This is a genomic window from Candidatus Methylopumilus planktonicus (genome assembly GCF_000981505.1).
Lineage (GTDB): Bacteria > Pseudomonadota > Gammaproteobacteria > Burkholderiales > Methylophilaceae > Methylopumilus > Methylopumilus planktonicus.
The window spans coordinates 1,325,565-1,341,741 of record NZ_LN827929.1 but is presented as its reverse complement, the minus strand read 5'-3'; the positions used below and the strand labels follow the sequence as shown (position 1 = coordinate 1,341,741).

The following is a 16,177-nucleotide window of genomic DNA, read 5'->3' as shown; positions in this document are numbered from 1 at the left end:
AAAACATGGTTGCAACGGTTCATATTGATGTAGTAAGCGCTGAAGAATCTATTTTTTCAGGAGAAGCTGAATTTATAGCAGCACCCGCACAAATGGGTGAAGTGGGTATTTATCCGCATCATGCACCGATGATTACATCGATAAAACCAGGCGCGTTGCGCATCAAATTAGCGGATAAAAATGAAGAACAACTCATTTATATTTCAGGCGGTATTTTAGAAGTGCAACCAGGGGTAGTGACTGTGTTAGCGGATACAGCGATTCGTGGTCATGATCTTGATGAGGCGCAAGCGAATGCAGCTAAAAAAGCGGCTGAAGAAGCAATGAAAAATCGATCATCCGATGTGGATTATGCAAAAGCGCAAGCTGAATTAGCTGAAGCGATTGCTCAAATTCAAGCGATTCAAAAACTACGCCAAAAACATTAAATTACAAAGCTTACAAAACTATTAAAAGCAGCTTTTAAGCTGCTTTTTTTATGTCATCTGATCACAAATAGACGATAAAATAGCAAAGATGTCTTTATCTATTGTGATTTTAGCTGCAGGCAAAGGGACGCGGATGCGTTCTGATTTACCCAAAGTCTTGCAACCGCTTGCTCATAAACCTCTTCTCGGTTATGTCATTGATGCTTCTATGTCATTCAAACCTAGAGAGCTTGTGGTGGTTTATGGATATGGCGGCGATCTCGTCAAAAAAACATTTCCATCGCCCGATATTCAATGGGTAGAGCAAAAAGAACAATTAGGTACAGGCCATGCTTTGCAACAAGCTTTTCCTTTAATTAATGACAGGGGTAATACGCTCATTTTATATGGTGATGTACCTTTAATTGATCAAAAAACGATTGAACGCCTAATTATAAAAGGCCAAAAAAATTTAGCTGTTTTAACTTACTTAAAAGAGGATCCAAAAGGCTACGGTAGAATTGTAAGAAAAGACGGCCGAATACAAAAAATTGTAGAAGAAAAAGATTGTGATGAATCACAAAAAAATATTAAAGAAATTAATACAGGCATTATGTGCGCCCCCAATCATCTCTTAAAAAATTGGCTTACAAGACTGACCAATAAGAACGCCCAAAAAGAATATTATTTGACAGATATTGTAGGGCTGTCCATTGAAGATAACATTGAAGTATTAAGCGAATCTGCGGATAATGAAGAATCCATTACCGGAATTAATTCAAAATATGAATTAGCAACCATGGAAAGGAACTATCAACTTATGACAGCAAAAACATTGATGGAACAGGGTGTCACCATTATAGATCCGAGCCGAATTGATATCCGTGGCGAAGTCACAGCAGGACAAGATGTGACAATTGATGTAGGTTGTATTTTTGAAGGCAAGGTCGTTCTGGGGAGTCATGTGAAAGTTGCAGCTTATTCGCATATCAAAGATAGCATCATTGGAGACCATTCCTCGATCGAACCCTATTCACATATTGTTGAAAGTAAAGTGGGGAACCATTGTCGTATTGGACCCTTTGCAAGATTAAGACCTGGCACCCAGCTTCAAAATCACGTTCACATTGGTAATTTTGTAGAAATTAAAAATAGTGAAGTGAACGACCACACCAACATCAATCACTTAAGCTATGTCGGCGATAGCCTTGTAGGCAAATCAGTCAACATAGGTGCGGGAACTATTACATGCAATTATGATGGTGCAAATAAACATCCGACTACCATTGAGGATGATGTTTTTATAGGATCAAATACAGCATTAGTAGCACCCGTTAAAATTGGTAAGGGGGCTACGATTGCAGCAGGATCGACGATTACTAAAGATGCTCCACCAGGAGATCTCACCGTGTCACGTGGAAAACAAACCAGCATTTCTGGCTGGAAAAAACCTACAAAGAAATAAAGAGAGAAATATATATGTGCGGCATTGTAGGTGCAATTTCAAATAAAAATATCGTTCCACATTTAATCGAAGGATTAAGTCGTCTCGAATATCGTGGTTATGATTCTTCCGGTATTGCAGTGTTAAGAAATGGCATTGAGCGAGTTCGTTCCGTAGGACGTGTTTCTGAGATTGAAGCAATGGTTAAAGATCAGGAATTGGAAGGATTTTTAGGTATTGGTCATACTAGATGGGCAACACATGGCGGTGTCACTGAACTTAATGCACATCCGCATGTGTCAGAGGGCGAGATTGCAGTTGTTCACAATGGGATTATTGAAAATTATGAAGAAAAACGTGAGCACCTTAAAAAATTAGGTTACCACTTTGAATCACAAACAGATACGGAAGTCATTGCACATCTCATTCATTATTTTATCAAACATAAAAGTAAAACTCTTCTTGAAGCAATTCAAATGCTGGGTGAAGAATTAAGGGGTGCATTTGCAATTGCTGTGATCTCGCTTAAAAATCCTGATGAAATGATTTGTGCACGTCTAGGCTGCCCTCTTATCATAGGATTAGGAGATACACAAAATTTCATTGCATCAGATATTTCAGCGCTTTTAGCCGTCACTAGAAAGGTAATCTATCTTGAAGACGGTGATATTGTTCAAGTAAAAAAAGATGGCATTCAAATTTTTGATAAAGATAAAAAGGTGATTACACGCAAAACACATATTAGTGAAGTAACTTTATCCTCCATGGAATTAGGTCCATATGATCACTTTATGCAAAAAGAAATTTATGAGCAACCTCGCGCTTTGACTGATACGATTGAAGCCATCATTGATCAAGGTCATTTTGACGTAAGCTTGTTCGGGCAAAATGCAAAGGACGTATTTTCTAAAATAGATAGTATTTTAATTTTGGCGGCAGGGACAAGTTATTACGCAGGAGTCACGGCTAAGTATTGGTTAGAAAGTATTGCAAAAATACCAACCACGGTAGAAATCTCAAGCGAATATCGGTATCGCGACTCAGTACCTAATGCCAACCAATTGATCCTGACTATTTCTCAGTCAGGCGAAACTTTAGATACGATGGAAGCTTTAAAGCATGCCCAGTCTTTAGGTCAGCATTTAAGTTTAGCAATTTGTAATGTGCAGGAAAGTGCGATTGTGCGTGCATCAAAACTTATTCTATATACAAGGGCGGGTGTAGAAATTGGCGTAGCATCTACTAAAGCTTTTACAACACAACTGGTATCCCTTTTTAGTTTAGCTGTGGCGATTGCTACTTTTAAAAAGCTTATTACCAAGACAGAAGAAAAAAATTATCTAGAAAGTTTAAGACATTTACCAGGTAGCATCCAACAAGCGCTTAACTTAGAACCGCAAATTAAAGAGTGGGCAAAGTTATTTGCTGATAAACACCATGCACTATTCCTGGGTCGAGGTATTCATTACCCGATTGCTATGGAAGGAGCGCTGAAATTAAAAGAGATTTCATATATTCATGCAGAAGCTTATCCTGCAGGCGAATTAAAGCATGGACCCTTAGCCTTGGTGGATCATGATATGCCAGTCGTAGTGATTGCACCAAACGATAATTTACTCGAAAAAGTAAAATCTAATATGCAGGAAGTCAAAGCGCGCGGCGGTGAAATTTTTGTGTTCGCAGATGCTGACAGTCATTTTTCGGAAAGTCCTGGTGTTCGTGTGATCAGAACGCCAAGACATACTGGTGTATTGTCTCCAATTATTCACTCTATTCCAGTTCAGTTATTGGCTTATCATGTCGCACTTATTAAAGGTACAGATGTAGATAAACCTCGTAACCTAGCAAAGTCTGTCACGGTTGAGTAATGAAAACTTAATATGTCACCTATAGAAAATATTAAAAATATAAATTAAAGTCTTTTCGTAAAAAGGATAAAATATTAACTAGAAGTTTATTTACATCAAAAAGGACATTAATTTAAATGGAAACTAAAACAATTGTGCAGTATGTAGTCGCTGGCGTTATCGTAGTAGGTTCATTATTCGTGGCTTACAATGCACAAGATAAAATTACCGGTCAAGCAAGTGAAATTAAAGCATTACAAAATCAAGTGGCCGTATTAACTGATCAGGCAGCTCAAAATGAAGAGCTGATCAATCAAAATAAAGCGCTTCAAATGGAAGTGAAAAATTTAGAAACAAAATTAGCGACAAAAACAAAAGCGACTGCAAAAGCTAAAGCTTCAGCTAAAACTAAGACTAATAAAAAAGCTCATAAAGCGCATAAGGCTTCTAAAAAGAAATAACTTAGTAGTAGGTTTTATACCAGTCAACAAATTGCTTAACGCCTTCTTTGATGGAGGTGTTAGGTTTGAAATTGACCCAACGATTAAGTTCCGAGGTATCTGCTGAAGTTTCTTTGACATCCCCTGCTTGCATATCCATCATTTTCATAATTGCTTTTTTACCTAAAGCATCCTCAAGTGTTTCAATGAAGTGCATCAAGGGCAGGGGCTGACTATTGCCGATATTAAAAATACGATAAGGTGCATGACTTGAAGCTGGATCAGGATTTTTCGAATCAAAATTGGTACTAGGTGTTGCAGACTTAAATAATGTTTCTTTGACAGATACTATGATGTCGTCAATATAAGTAAAGTCACGCATCATATCGCCATGATTAAATACCTGAATAGGCTCATTAGCTAAAATAGCTTTCGTGAATAATAAAGGTGACATATCAGGCCTTCCCCATGGACCATACACCGTAAAAAAACGTAAACCTGTTGTAGGAATTTGATAAAGATGACTATAAGTATGGGCCATGAGTTCATTGGCTTTTTTAGTCGCAGCATAGAGACTTATTGGATGATCTACATTGTCGTGTTCGCTGAATGGCACCTTCTCGTTTCCACCATATACACTCGAACTACTTGCAAAGACAAGATGTTCAGCTTTAATTGTGCGACAACCTTCTAATATATTAATAAATCCTTGTATGTTGGAATCAATGTAAACATGCGGATTTTGAATGGAGTAACGCACGCCTGCTTGTGCTGCAAGATGAAGAACTCGTTGAGGTATTTCTTTTTTAAAAAGATTAAGAACGTCTTTTTGGTCTTTAATATCAAGCTTTAGAAAACGAAAATGCTTATAACTTTTTAATATTTTAAGCCGATCATTTTTTAAAGCCACATCGTAATAATCATTCAGATTATCGATACCAATAATCTCATGACCATCATCAAGAAGTTTTTTGGCGCAATGCATGCCAATAAAACCGGCTACACCTGTCACCAAGATTTTCATTTAACGTCCAATAGGATAGTAATTAAATCCAAGTGCTCGAACAGCTTTTGGATCATAAAGATTTCTACCATCAAAAATCATGGGAGATTTTAGTGAAGATTTAATTAATGCAAAATCTGGACTTCTAAATTCTGTCCATTCTGTGACAATGATAAGCGCATTCGCATTTTTAAGAGCCTCATCTTGTGTATCAGCAAAAGTTAAATGTTTTTCATCTTTAAAAATACGCTTTCCTTCATCCATCGCTACAGGATCGTAAGCTGTGATCGAGGCTCCTGCTTTGATCAATTCATTAATCAGTATACGACTTGAAGCTTCTCGCATATCATCGGTGTTAGGTTTAAAAGCCAAACCCCATAATGCAAAATGTTTACCTTTTAAATCTTCACCAAATTGCTTTTTAATTTTTTTAGGCAATACAAATTTTTGAAGGTCATTCACCTCTTCAACTGCTTTAAGTAATTTCAAATCGAAACCAGCAACATCTTTAGCAGTTTTGATTAAAGCCTTCACATCTTTTGGAAAACATGAACCGCCATAACCACACCCCGGATATAAAAAGTGATAACCAATACGTGGATCAGAACCTATACCTTGTCTCACCATTTCGATATCAGCGCCCACAATTTCAGCTAAGTTAGCCAATTCGTTCATAAAACTAATGCGAGTAGCTAACATTGAATTAGCTGCATATTTAATAAGCTCAGCACTTCTAAGGTTGGTGACCACAAGCCTTTCGTGATTTCTTTGAAAGGGAGCATAAACTTGTTTCATAACTTCAATCGCTTTTGGGTCTTCAGTCCCAATGATAATTCGATCAGGGCGCATAAAATCTTCAACTGCAGCGCCTTCTTTTAAGAATTCTGGATTAGAAACGACACTGTAATGAATATCGACATTTCTTTTCTTTAGTTCTTCAGCTACTGCCGCTTTGACCATGTCACCTGTTCCAATTGGAACGGTTGATTTATCTACAATCACTTTGGCTGAATTCATAAAGCGACCAATACTACGAGCAGCTTCTGTCACATATTGCAGATCAGCAGAACCATCTTCATCGGGAGGAGTGCCAACGGCTATGAATTGGACTTCACCAAAGCCTACCGCTTCTTCGACATTGGTGGTGAAAGAAAGACGACCATTTTCAACATTACGACGAACAATTTCTAAAAGGCCTGGCTCGTGAATAGGAATACCACCTTCTTTTAGAATACGAATTTTTTCTGCATTTACGTCAAGACCTAAAACGTGATTACCCACCTCGGCTAAACATGCAGCACCCACTAAACCTACATATCCTGCACCAACAACAGTAATTTTCATAATAATTCGTTGTATTTAAAGCCATATTTTACCTCTTTTGTTAAAGGCTTGTCTTTTCTAGATACGGAATTCACTTATAATTTAAAGAATATAAGAGGAGTTCATCATGACGGCTTTATTTGAATATTTACATGCCATTCAATTGGTTTGGGTAGACAATCTTGAGTACCAAGTTAAGCAAGGGTGGGCCTGGTTAGATCCTGTTTTGACCCTAGTACGTGATTATTTTTCTGAGACTACGGTTGTTGTGACAGTGATTCTTTTATATACCATTATTTTTTCTGCCATTTCACTTTATGGCAGACCACCTCAAGATAAAAAAATTACCTATACGAATGAATTTAAGAATTTAGTGAAAGGTGTTGATCTTCATTTAGGTGATGAACCTAAAAAAACTTTAGTAAGAAAACCTACAAAAAATAAAATTACCTAGCCGCTATAAAATGAGTAATTGGCATAGCCTTTTTCAGTGCCCCATAAAAAGTTTTTTTTCGGGGCGACTTTAATAACTTTATTTTTTTAGTGGCTTCTTTTCTTTCGATTTAACCAGTTTTGTTTTCTTGATCACCTTCTTAGCAGGCGCTAATTTTTTAGTCTCTTTTTTCAGTAATACTTTTGTTTTTTTAACTGCAGCTGGTTTAACTGCACTTTTAGCAGCCAAGGACACTTCCAATTCCCTAACTTGAGTTTCAAGTACATCAATCCGCTGTAATTTAGTGTTGGCATCCTCTAACTGTGTTTTAAGATTTTTAATTTCCATGTCTTTGAAATAAGTCGCTTGGTAGTTTGCGTAACCAAAAATGAGCGAACTAACTGTTATTACACCTGCTCCAATGTAAACAGCCAAAGTTTTTTTGTCTGTTTTCTTTTTTTCAGGGATATTAAAAGGCGTTTCTTCTTTTTGATCAAATTCCATTTTGTTTTCCTTAATCATTTAATACGGGTTATTCGGACAGCGTCAGCTTCTATTTTAGCTAAAAAATTTTACTTAACTCTTTATTAATCGTTTCATGTTTTTTTTGAATTGTCTCTACATTTACATTATCAATTAAAAAGCTCTCACCAATCTCCATGATTTGATAAGGATAATAGCCAGACGTATCAAAACGCAACGACTTTCTGCATTCTATAAATTTAAAATGTCGAGTCCTAAATCTGAAAAATAATTCTTTTGCCTTTTTTAACATTACGCAAAAAGTTTCCAAAACATTGTTGTCATAAATGCCGCAATAGAAATATAAAGATATTTTTTAAAGCTCTTACCTAGATTACTCTTTTTAGCTTCTCGAAAACTATTGTCGGTAATATCTATTTCATATTGAGTAATGACAGCATTTACATCAATATTAAGGAGGCGACAATAGCGCTTGATGACTGCTTGTTTTAATTTATTTGAATGAAAAAAAGCGCTTAAATTATTTTCAAGCGAGTTGACTTGCTCAACAGATAAACATAGCTCTGTTGCGATATCGACTGCTTTAAGCTTGAGTTCACCACGAGACGTTGCTAGGACTTGGCCGTTGTATTCGAGGTTTGACATAAATAAGATTTTAATTTATTTTACGTTTTGTGGATACAGGGAATTTGGGATAATTATTGAATCATTTTCCTGATTTTTTTAGGACCTCCTTTAGCTAAAAAGTCCCATAAAGGTGCAGGTAAAAATTTCATGATAGTGCCTACGATTTTCATCTGCCAAGGAATGATGACAAAGCATTTTTTATTATGAATGGCTTTCCTGAAGCGAGATACCGCAACATCCACATCTAAAATAAAAGGCATGGTATAGCAATTATGTTTTGTCATGAGCGTATGAATGAAGCCTGGTGCAATCGTTGTCACATGAATACCAAAAGGCCTCATCTCAATACGCAGACTTTCCAGATAATTGATTAAAGCCGCTTTTGAAGTACTATAAGCCCCCGAACCAGGTAAGCCTCTAATGCCAGCCACACTTGCAATTCCAACTAACTGACCCGACTTCTTCTTTTTATAAATTTCAATAAAAGGAAGAAAGGTGTGTATGACACCAAACAAATTAATCTCAATGACACGTTTAAATGTGTCAAGGTCTTTCTTTTCACCGGCAAGGGTTCCAGTGCTCACACCTGCATTGGCAATCACAATATCAGGCGGACCATATTTTTTAATGAAATGATTTGCAGCTTTTTGAAGTTTTTTTTGATCTGAGACATCGACTGCATAAATTTCACAATCGGTTTTGATATTTGATTTTATTTTTGTGAGAAGTTCTAGACGTCGCCCCACCAAACCTAAGGTTGCACCTTCTTTAGCATACTGATGAGCCAATGATTCACCGATACCGCTTGAGGCACCGGTGATAAAAACTTTTAAAGGTTTATTTTTTATTGCGATCTTTTCTGACATTGCTGATGATGAAGTCAGCAATTTGCAATGCTTCATTATTGCCACCCGCCATCGTACTTGAGGTGATGTATTTACCATCAATCATGAGCGTGGGCACACCTGTGGCTCCTGATGCTTTGAAGACTTGCACTGCCTTATTTAAAGCAGCATTCATCGAAAATGAATTAAAAGCATCCTCCACTTTTTTTCGATCAAGACCTGACTTTAATGTAACCCACTGAAGAATTGCTTTTTCGTCACTTGGGTTAAGTGTGCGGTCTTTATGCACAGCCTCAAATATCGCTGTATGAAGTTTGTCAGCTACACCTAATGTTTCCATGGCATAAAAGGCTCGCGCCATCGGCGCCCAATCAGGACGTGGAATGGCAGGCATACGTTTAAAGTAAACATCTTTAGGTAATTTTTTTACCCAGTCACTCAACATAGGATCCAGTTGGTAACAGTGAATACATCCATACCAAAAGAGTTCCGTGATTTCAATTTTATCTTTGTTATCTGTTGGAACTAACTGTGCTGTTTTATCAAAATTAACACCAATCTCAGGCGCTACGGCAAAGGAAAGTGAGCTAAAAAGCATTAAAAAAGTGATTAAGATTTTTTTCATAAATTATCCTTAATTATTTGTATTGTTAAGTGTTGCCCTCACTAAAATGGGCTTAAAGCCATTTTTAATGAGATCATTTTTGGTTTTCATAATTTGTGCATCATCGGTTAGAGGGCCCACTCTTACTTTATGATCCACTTCATTATTTTGTGAAGGGGCTGTGAGTACGACTGCCTCAAATCCTAAAAGTGCCAATTTTGCTTTAGTGTTATCAGCATCCTTATCCGAATTGAATGCACCCACTTGGTAGAAGTACACTTCTTTTTGTGGAATGCTGGCTGGATTTTTTAAAGCCTGTGTTGCTTCTCGGTCTGAGATATCTTTATCGTTATTAGGCAGGATATTATAAAAATCAAATTTAGTCGGTTGATCTTGGATAGCATTATCTGCTGCAACCTCTCCTTCAGGTTTAGCCCCCTGAATTTCAATACAAGCCCCATTCGTATCTTTACTTACAAAAGGACTTTTGCCATTAGTAATAAAGACGGTAATAGCAATCGATAATCCAATACCTACTAGAACGCCCATAAAAAGACCGTTCATAAAAGAACTACCTGATTTTCCTTTTTCCATATTTACCTTTTAAGCTACATGTTTTCCGGAGCGTTCACACCAAGAAGATATAGACCATTTTTTAATACAATTTGTGTGGCACGAATTAAACTTAATCGTGCTAACTTTTCATCTTCATTTTCAACCAAAAACTTAGTGTCATTATAATAGCTATGAAGATCGGCTGCACAGTCTTTTAAATAGTTTGCAATCGTATGCGGTGCTAATTCAGAAGCGGCATGTAAAACCATTTCTGGAAATTCACTTAAGCGTTTAACCAGAACGAGTTCTTGTGTCGACTTAAGATCATCAATATTAACGTGATTTAATTGATTAATATCTCCACCCCATTGTCTTAAAACGCCTGCAATACGCGCATGTGCATATTGAATGTAATACACAGGGTTATCTGAATTTTGTGTTTTGGCTAAATCAATATCAAAAACGAGTTGTGAATCAGATTTACGAGCAATTAAGAAGAAGCGTGTGGCATCACAACCCACTTCATCAATAAGATCGCGTAATGTGACATAACTACCCGCGCGCTTAGAAAGTTTTACTTCTTCCCCGCCCTTCATCACTGTGATCATTTGATGCAACACATACTCAGGATAGCTTTCAGGGATTCCGATTTTTAAAGCTTGAAGACCAGCCCTGACACGGGTAATGGTGCTGTGATGATCAGAACCATGTTCATTAATAACACGTTTAAATCCTCGCTCCCATTTATTGAAGTGATAAGCCACATCAGGAACGAAATAGGTATAACTTCCATCAGATTTTTTCATAACACGATTTTTGTCGTCCCCAAAATCCGTCGTTTTTAACCAAAGGGCATTGTCTTCCTCATAGGTAAAACCATTTTGTGTGAGGGACGCGACTACCTTTTCAATGTGACCATTTTGGTAGAACAAAGATTCTAATGTGAACACATCAAACTGAATTTGGAAGGCATTTAAATCTTGATCTTGTTCATGTCTTAAGTAAGCGACACTGAATTGTCGAATAGATTCTAAGTCGTCAATTTGGCCAGATGCATGAATCGTTTTACCTTCGCATTCAATGCTACTTTTGTTCAAAAAAGCATTCGCAATTTCGACAATATATTCACCGCGATAACCATCTTCAGGAAATGCAGGATCCGAGGGGTCTATATTGTGACACCTGGCATGCACAGATTTTGTGAGATTATCAATTTGCGCACCTGCATCATTGTAGTAAAATTCCCGCGTCACGTCCCAGCCATTAAATTTCAAAAGCCTCGCTAATGAATCTCCAATCGCAGCGCCTCGACCATGACCCACATGAAGAGGACCTGTAGGATTAGCAGATACAAATTCGATTTGGACTTTTTGAGGCTTGCCCTTTTCATCATGCCCTGAAGTATTTTGTCCGTAGACGTCAGGATTTTTTAAAATCTCATGGATAATGAAGGTGCGTGCTTTTTCGTTCAAGTAGAAATTAATAAAACCCGCACCCGCAATTTCAACTTTTTCAATAAAAGGTGAGGCAGGCAACTTCTCAATAATGAGGGAAGCTAATTCACGCGGATTTTTTTTCAAAGTCTTTGCGAGTACCATCGCCAAGTTACTCGAAAAATCTCCATGCTCGATCAATTTAGGACGATCTAATTGAATAGAATTCGATAAAATCTCAGGATGTATCGATTGTGCAACGGGCAACAATAATTGTAGAAGATGTGATTTCACGTCTTAGAATGATAGGTAAGGATTAAAGCGTTTATTTTAACTTAGAATTGATGGACTCCCCTTAAAAACTAATACCATGACTGATGCACTTCATATTTTAAAAGTCGCTCTCGATGTGCCACTCGATCGGGTGTTTGACTATAGGACGGACAAACCCAATACTCAAATTGGACAGTATGTCGTGGTCCCTTTTGGTGCTCGCAAAATGATCGGTGTCGTGGTCGGCATTTCTGATACGACAGCCATTGAATCTAAAAAATTAAAGTCTATTATCCGTTTAGATCCTGAAGTGATTTTTGATGAGCAAAGTTTTAAGCTTTTTCAATTTTGTAGTCAGTATTATCACTACCCCTTAGGGCAAACGATTTTGTCCGCTGTGCCATCTAGATTAAAAAAATTAAATACAAAGGCGATGGCGAAAAAATATCTATATCGCCTAACCCCCAAAGCCATTGAGTTAGGTGTCGATCAATTACCACCTCGCCAAACGATACTAAAACGTATCGTGATGGCTTTAATTGATGCGACCCTCCTTGACGAATCAAGTCTACGCTCGATCAGTAGCACTTGGAAAAAGTCAATCGAAACGTTGGATGAGATGGGTTGGATTGCAAAAGAAGAGGTAACTTCAGACGATAAAGCCTATAGGCAAGCGCCCATTCCATCATTGAATGATGAACAACAAAAAGCATTCGATGAGATTTCAAAAACAAATAAAACTTTTGCAGCTTGGTTACTTTATGGCATTACAGGAAGCGGTAAAACCGAAGTCTATATTCGTTTAATTGAAGAGGCATTAAAAAAAGAAGATACACAAGTCTTAGTCCTCGTCCCTGAAATTAATTTAACACCCCAGCTCGAGAGTCGTTTTAGATCTCGTTTTGAAAAATATACGCTCGTGACACTCCATAGTCACTTAACGGATAACGAACGTTTAACCCATTGGCGACTTGCTAAAGAGGGCGCAGCTAAAATTGTCATTGGGACACGTTTAAGTGTTTTTACACCCATGCCACATTTATCCCTCATCATCATTGATGAAGAGCACGATGCGTCATTTAAGCAACAAGAGGGGTTACGTTATCACGCAAGGGATGTCGCGATTTTCCGTGCAAAATCCGAAAACATTCCGATCGTGATGGGAACGGCAACGCCATCGCTTGAGACTTGGTTTAACGCGACTAAAACCAAAGACACCAAAAAATTTGGCTTTCTAAAATTAACATCCCGCGCGGTTGACGACTCAGCACTCCCTGAAATTAAATGTATTGATGTTGCAAAGTCTAAAGTTTCAAAAGGTTTCTCACCTTATCTCATTGAAGCGATTCGGGACCGTTTACATAAAAAAGAACAAAGCCTTATTTTTATTAATAGACGTGGTTTCGCACCTGTGCTTCTTTGTTCGTCGTGTCAGTGGACAGGACGTTGTCATCGATGCAGCAGTCGTCTAGTGGTTCATTTAAATCAAAAACGATTACGTTGTCACCACTGTGGCCATGATGAAAAAATGCCACAGCAGTGTCCATCATGTGGCAATACAGATTTATATCCAACAGGATTAGGGACACAGCGCATAGAAGAAACATTAAAAGAATTTTTTCCTGAAGCGCGTATTTTAAGAGTAGATCGAGACTCAACAAAAACTAAAGAAGCGCTAAATGATTTATTCTTAAAAATGAAAAATCGTGAAATTGATATTCTCATTGGCACTCAAATGCTATCTAAAGGTCACGACTTTCCACATTTAAGTTTAGTCGGTGTGATAGATACGGATCAGGCTTTATATAGCCCCGACTTTAGAGCGAGCGAGCGTTTGTTTTCTCAACTGATGCAAGTAAGTGGTCGAGCTGGGAGAGCCAACATCAAGGGCGAGGTATATATTCAAACCGCTTTCCCAAACCACCCTATATTTGAAGCCTTGAAAACGCACGACTATGAAAACTTTGCCAATGAACTTTTAAAAGAAAGAGAATTGGCAGAGCTAAGCCCTTTTGCATTCTTAGTTCTCTTAAAAGCCGAGGCACATCAATTAACGCATGTGATGCAATTCTTAAATGAAGCGATGACAAAAGCCCAAAATTTAAGCACACAAGTTACTGTTTATAATCCAGTGCGCCCTATTATGGAGCGTTTGAAAGGCATGGAACGAGCCCAATTGGTTTTACAGGCAAATTCCCGTGTGGCATTGCAAAAACTCCTAGATGGTTGGGTGTCTTATTTGCGTGAAAACAAATTAGGCCAGAGAGTGAAATGGGTCGTTGATGTTGACCCATTGGAATTTTAAGAAGCTATTTTTTTATTTTAGTAATTTTAGAGCCTTCGAGCGGAATGTTGCCCCTAAGACCTTTATGAGAAAATGTAAATTTATTTTTTCATTTCTTTTTCAATATCGATGATTGCATCATTTAGCTTTGAGTCCTCCTTCTTATCTATCACAGGAGGTTTTTTTGTTTTACATGAAATTTCCATTTTATTTAATACATATGGCACTGATTCAGATGTGTTGAGAATGTTATACCCATCAGCGCACAATTCAGCTGCTTTTGCTTCACATCCACTGAGAGCCACACATTTAATTTCATGAATTACCGGTTTATTTTTTTCAGATGATTCTTGTTTGGTTGTGTATGTCATAGAGCTACAGGCAGATATAAAAATCGCTGTAATTAATATTAGAATGTATTTGATATTCATTTTAATAGCCCTTTTAAAATAGTTTATTGCAAAATTATAAATAACTTTGAATTAAATTAATTATTTAATTTATTTTTGATTTGGCAAAAGTAGCAAAGAGCCCCCAAAGCGTTACCATTAAGATTAAGTTAGAGCCAGGTGTTGAGATGTTTCTGACTCTGCCAGCAATGTATGCGGTGAATACAATTGTAAAAAGGATAAAGCACACAACATAGAAAATAATTTTTATCTTTAAACTTTTGAGTGTTTAATTAACTCATAATACTACTGAAACTATAAGTTCTAAAACACACTAAATCATGAAAAAAAATCCTCCATGCGTCATGACATTTTCAGCGACCGATCCTACGGGCGGCGCCGGACTTCAAGCTGACGTTTTAACGCTAGCCAGTTTAGGTTGCCATCCTTTGTCTATCACCACAGCCATTACTGTGCAAGATACCTCCGGCGTTGAAAGCATGATGGCTTTTGATGCGGACTGGGTGAATGATCAAGCGCGCACTTTATTAGAGGATATGGAAGTCGCCGCATTTAAATTAGGCTTATTAGGCAACGTTGAAACGATTGCGATGATTGCAGAAATTGTGGCGGACTATCCCACAATTCCGCTCATCATCGATCCTGTATTGGCCTCGGGTCGAGGGGATGCATTAGTCACCAATGAAATGATTAATGCGATGTCAGACTTATTGTTATCACAAGCAACCCTTATTACTCCAAATAGTATTGAAGCAAGACGCTTAGCATTTAAAGATGGTGACGATTTTGGTGAAGCAAGTTTAGATGAATGTGCTGAGCGACTTCTTAATACGGGGTGCCAACTGGCTTTAATTACAGGCACTCATGAAGTGACGACCGAAGTTATTAATACTTTATATAACGAGAACGGCAAAGTGAAGAGTTACAACTGGGAAAGATTAGTAGGCAGCTATCACGGCTCAGGCTGTACATTAGCTTCAGCCATCGCTGGTTGTATGGCATTAGGTTCCACATTAGAAGAAGCCATTCAAGAAGGACAGCGCTTTACTTGGCAGTCTTTAAAGCATGGGTATAAGCCTGGTATGGGCCAATTTATTCCGGATCGACTCTTTTGGGCTCATGATGATGAATTGGAATATGCGCGATTCATTCATCATTAAAGGTTTATACGCCATCACTCCTGATACGGCTGACTTAAATACACTTATCCATAAAACGCAATTAGCCATTGAAGGTGGGGCTTCTATGGTGCAATATCGCAGTAAAATACAAGATCGTGACGTTAAAATGCAGCAATGTGGTGCTATTTTACGTCTTTGTCGCGAATATGCTGTGCCATGTATTGTGAATGACGATGTAGGCATGTGCCTTAATTTGGAGGCAGATGGTGTTCATTTAGGCAAAAATGATGACAATATCGCCGAAGTTAGGCTTATTTTAGGCGAAGATGCCATCATTGGAAGCTCATGTTATGACCAGTTAAGTCGCGCAAAACAGGCCCAGAAAGAGGGTGCGAACTATGTCGCTTTTGGTGCGATGTTCCCAACTCTCACAAAGCCTAACGCCACCAGAGCCACGTTAGAACTTCTAAGTGAAGCTAAATCTGAAATTCATATCCCCATCGTTGCAATTGGGGGCATCACCGTGAATAATGCTCATGATGTGATTGAGACAGGGATCGACGCGATTGCTGTCATTACAAGTCTTTACGAAGCTAAATCAATTAAGGAAACTGCAGAAACATTTTTAAAGATGTTTCATTAAAT

Annotated in this window: 17 protein-coding genes; 8 read left to right on the top strand and 9 right to left on the bottom strand. The window is 37.8% G+C overall.

Annotated features, from left to right (window positions below; all coding sequences use genetic code 11):
* Positions 1 to 5 precede the first annotated feature (5 nt).
* The 4 genes from BN1208_RS07010 (at position 6) to BN1208_RS06995 (ending at position 4,159) form a co-directional block, all read left to right on the top strand.
* Positions 6 to 428, top strand: coding sequence for a F0F1 ATP synthase subunit epsilon (locus tag BN1208_RS07010; protein WP_046489099.1), 423 nt, complete (start codon positions 6 to 8; stop codon positions 426 to 428).
* An 88-nt stretch (positions 429 to 516) separates the two neighbouring features.
* Complete coding sequence (gene glmU, locus BN1208_RS07005; protein WP_046489097.1) at positions 517 to 1,872, top strand: bifunctional UDP-N-acetylglucosamine diphosphorylase/glucosamine-1-phosphate N-acetyltransferase GlmU; 1,356 nt, start codon at positions 517 to 519, stop codon at positions 1,870 to 1,872.
* Between the two features lie 14 nt (positions 1,873 to 1,886).
* Entirely contained in the window at positions 1,887 to 3,719 is a 1,833-nt protein-coding gene (gene glmS, locus BN1208_RS07000) for a glutamine--fructose-6-phosphate transaminase (isomerizing) (RefSeq protein WP_046489095.1), read from the top strand.
* A gap of 116 nt (positions 3,720 to 3,835) precedes the next feature.
* The gene (locus BN1208_RS06995; protein WP_046489093.1) at positions 3,836 to 4,159 is read left to right on the top strand and encodes a hypothetical protein; all 324 of its coding nucleotides are present in this window, start codon (positions 3,836 to 3,838) and stop codon (positions 4,157 to 4,159) included.
* A gap of 1 nt (position 4,160) precedes the next feature.
* Here BN1208_RS06995 and BN1208_RS06990 read toward each other — a convergent pair whose 3' ends face one another.
* Positions 4,161 to 5,162: an NAD-dependent epimerase gene (locus BN1208_RS06990; RefSeq protein WP_046489091.1), complete on the bottom strand. Its 1,002-nt coding sequence runs from the start codon at positions 5,160 to 5,162 to the stop codon at positions 4,161 to 4,163.
* Entirely contained in the window at positions 5,163 to 6,485 is a 1,323-nt protein-coding gene (locus BN1208_RS06985) for a UDP-glucose dehydrogenase family protein (RefSeq protein WP_046489090.1), read from the bottom strand.
* Between the two features lie 106 nt (positions 6,486 to 6,591).
* On the opposite strand from BN1208_RS06985, the gene BN1208_RS06980 reads away from it, so the two are divergent.
* Positions 6,592 to 6,918: a hypothetical protein gene (locus BN1208_RS06980; protein WP_046489088.1), complete on the top strand. Its 327-nt coding sequence runs from the start codon at positions 6,592 to 6,594 to the stop codon at positions 6,916 to 6,918.
* Positions 6,919 to 6,996: 78 nt separating this feature from the next.
* Here the strand turns inward: BN1208_RS06980 and BN1208_RS06975 are convergent, their stop codons facing one another.
* From BN1208_RS06975 to argS, 6 genes are all read right to left on the bottom strand, one after another.
* A complete protein-coding gene (locus BN1208_RS06975) occupies positions 6,997 to 7,401 on the bottom strand; it encodes a hypothetical protein (RefSeq protein ID WP_046489086.1) in 405 nt (134 codons plus the stop codon).
* Between the two features lie 270 nt (positions 7,402 to 7,671).
* Entirely contained in the window at positions 7,672 to 8,025 is a 354-nt protein-coding gene (locus BN1208_RS06965; RefSeq protein WP_046489082.1) for a helix-turn-helix domain-containing protein, read from the bottom strand.
* Positions 8,026 to 8,078: 53 nt separating this feature from the next.
* A complete protein-coding gene (locus BN1208_RS06960) occupies positions 8,079 to 8,873 on the bottom strand; it encodes an SDR family oxidoreductase (RefSeq protein ID WP_046489080.1) in 795 nt (264 codons plus the stop codon).
* The gene (locus BN1208_RS06955) at positions 8,845 to 9,477 is read right to left on the bottom strand and encodes a thiol:disulfide interchange protein DsbA/DsbL (protein WP_046489079.1); all 633 of its coding nucleotides are present in this window, start codon (positions 9,475 to 9,477) and stop codon (positions 8,845 to 8,847) included. Before BN1208_RS06955 ends, BN1208_RS06960 begins: the two co-directional genes overlap by 29 nt.
* Positions 9,478 to 9,486: 9 nt before the next feature.
* Positions 9,487 to 10,050, bottom strand: a complete 564-nt coding sequence (locus BN1208_RS06950) for an SPOR domain-containing protein (RefSeq protein WP_046489077.1) — start codon at positions 10,048 to 10,050, stop codon at positions 9,487 to 9,489.
* Positions 10,051 to 10,064: 14 nt separating this feature from the next.
* The gene (argS, locus tag BN1208_RS06945) at positions 10,065 to 11,738 is read right to left on the bottom strand and encodes an arginine--tRNA ligase (protein WP_046489075.1); all 1,674 of its coding nucleotides are present in this window, start codon (positions 11,736 to 11,738) and stop codon (positions 10,065 to 10,067) included.
* A gap of 76 nt (positions 11,739 to 11,814) precedes the next feature.
* Here argS and BN1208_RS06940 point away from each other — a divergent pair, with 76 nt between their 5' ends.
* Positions 11,815 to 14,022, top strand: a complete 2,208-nt coding sequence (locus tag BN1208_RS06940) for a primosomal protein N' (protein ID WP_046489073.1) — start codon at positions 11,815 to 11,817, stop codon at positions 14,020 to 14,022.
* An 80-nt stretch (positions 14,023 to 14,102) separates the two neighbouring features.
* Here BN1208_RS06940 and BN1208_RS06935 read toward each other — a convergent pair whose 3' ends face one another.
* Complete coding sequence (locus tag BN1208_RS06935; RefSeq protein ID WP_046489071.1) at positions 14,103 to 14,432, bottom strand: hypothetical protein; 330 nt, start codon at positions 14,430 to 14,432, stop codon at positions 14,103 to 14,105.
* Positions 14,433 to 14,731: 299 nt separating this feature from the next.
* Between BN1208_RS06935 and thiD the strand changes: the two genes are divergently transcribed.
* Entirely contained in the window at positions 14,732 to 15,571 is an 840-nt protein-coding gene (gene thiD, locus BN1208_RS06930; protein WP_046489070.1) for a bifunctional hydroxymethylpyrimidine kinase/phosphomethylpyrimidine kinase, read from the top strand.
* On the top strand, positions 15,549 to 16,175 hold the full coding sequence (gene thiE, locus BN1208_RS06925) for a thiamine phosphate synthase (protein ID WP_046489412.1): 627 nt from the start codon (positions 15,549 to 15,551) through the stop codon (positions 16,173 to 16,175). The genes thiD and thiE overlap by 23 nt, the downstream gene beginning before the upstream one ends.
* Positions 16,176 to 16,177: the final 2 nt, after the last annotated feature.

What these genes read in the sequence shown, in the direction of transcription:
- BN1208_RS07010 (WP_046489099.1), top strand. Translation starts at nt 6, where the DNA reads ATGGTTGCAACGGTTCATATTGATGTAGTAAGCGCTGAAGAATCTATT.
- glmU (WP_046489097.1), top strand. Translation starts at nt 517, where the DNA reads ATGTCTTTATCTATTGTGATTTTAGCTGCAGGCAAAGGGACGCGGATG.
- glmS (WP_046489095.1), top strand. Translation starts at nt 1,887, where the DNA reads ATGTGCGGCATTGTAGGTGCAATTTCAAATAAAAATATCGTTCCACAT.
- BN1208_RS06995 (WP_046489093.1), top strand. Translation starts at nt 3,836, where the DNA reads ATGGAAACTAAAACAATTGTGCAGTATGTAGTCGCTGGCGTTATCGTA.
- BN1208_RS06990 (WP_046489091.1), bottom strand. Translation starts at nt 5,162, where the DNA reads ATGAAAATCTTGGTGACAGGTGTAGCCGGTTTTATTGGCATGCATTGC.
- BN1208_RS06985 (WP_046489090.1), bottom strand. Translation starts at nt 6,485, where the DNA reads ATGAAAATTACTGTTGTTGGTGCAGGATATGTAGGTTTAGTGGGTGCT.
- BN1208_RS06980 (WP_046489088.1), top strand. Translation starts at nt 6,592, where the DNA reads ATGACGGCTTTATTTGAATATTTACATGCCATTCAATTGGTTTGGGTA.
- BN1208_RS06975 (WP_046489086.1), bottom strand. Translation starts at nt 7,401, where the DNA reads ATGGAATTTGATCAAAAAGAAGAAACGCCTTTTAATATCCCTGAAAAA.
- BN1208_RS06965 (WP_046489082.1), bottom strand. Translation starts at nt 8,025, where the DNA reads ATGTCAAACCTCGAATACAACGGCCAAGTCCTAGCAACGTCTCGTGGT.
- BN1208_RS06960 (WP_046489080.1), bottom strand. Translation starts at nt 8,873, where the DNA reads ATGTCAGAAAAGATCGCAATAAAAAATAAACCTTTAAAAGTTTTTATC.
- BN1208_RS06955 (WP_046489079.1), bottom strand. Translation starts at nt 9,477, where the DNA reads ATGAAAAAAATCTTAATCACTTTTTTAATGCTTTTTAGCTCACTTTCC.
- BN1208_RS06950 (WP_046489077.1), bottom strand. Translation starts at nt 10,050, where the DNA reads ATGGAAAAAGGAAAATCAGGTAGTTCTTTTATGAACGGTCTTTTTATG.
- BN1208_RS06940 (WP_046489073.1), top strand. Translation starts at nt 11,815, where the DNA reads ATGACTGATGCACTTCATATTTTAAAAGTCGCTCTCGATGTGCCACTC.
- BN1208_RS06935 (WP_046489071.1), bottom strand. Translation starts at nt 14,432, where the DNA reads ATGAATATCAAATACATTCTAATATTAATTACAGCGATTTTTATATCT.
- thiD (WP_046489070.1), top strand. Translation starts at nt 14,732, where the DNA reads ATGAAAAAAAATCCTCCATGCGTCATGACATTTTCAGCGACCGATCCT.
- thiE (WP_046489412.1), top strand. Translation starts at nt 15,549, where the DNA reads ATGCGCGATTCATTCATCATTAAAGGTTTATACGCCATCACTCCTGAT.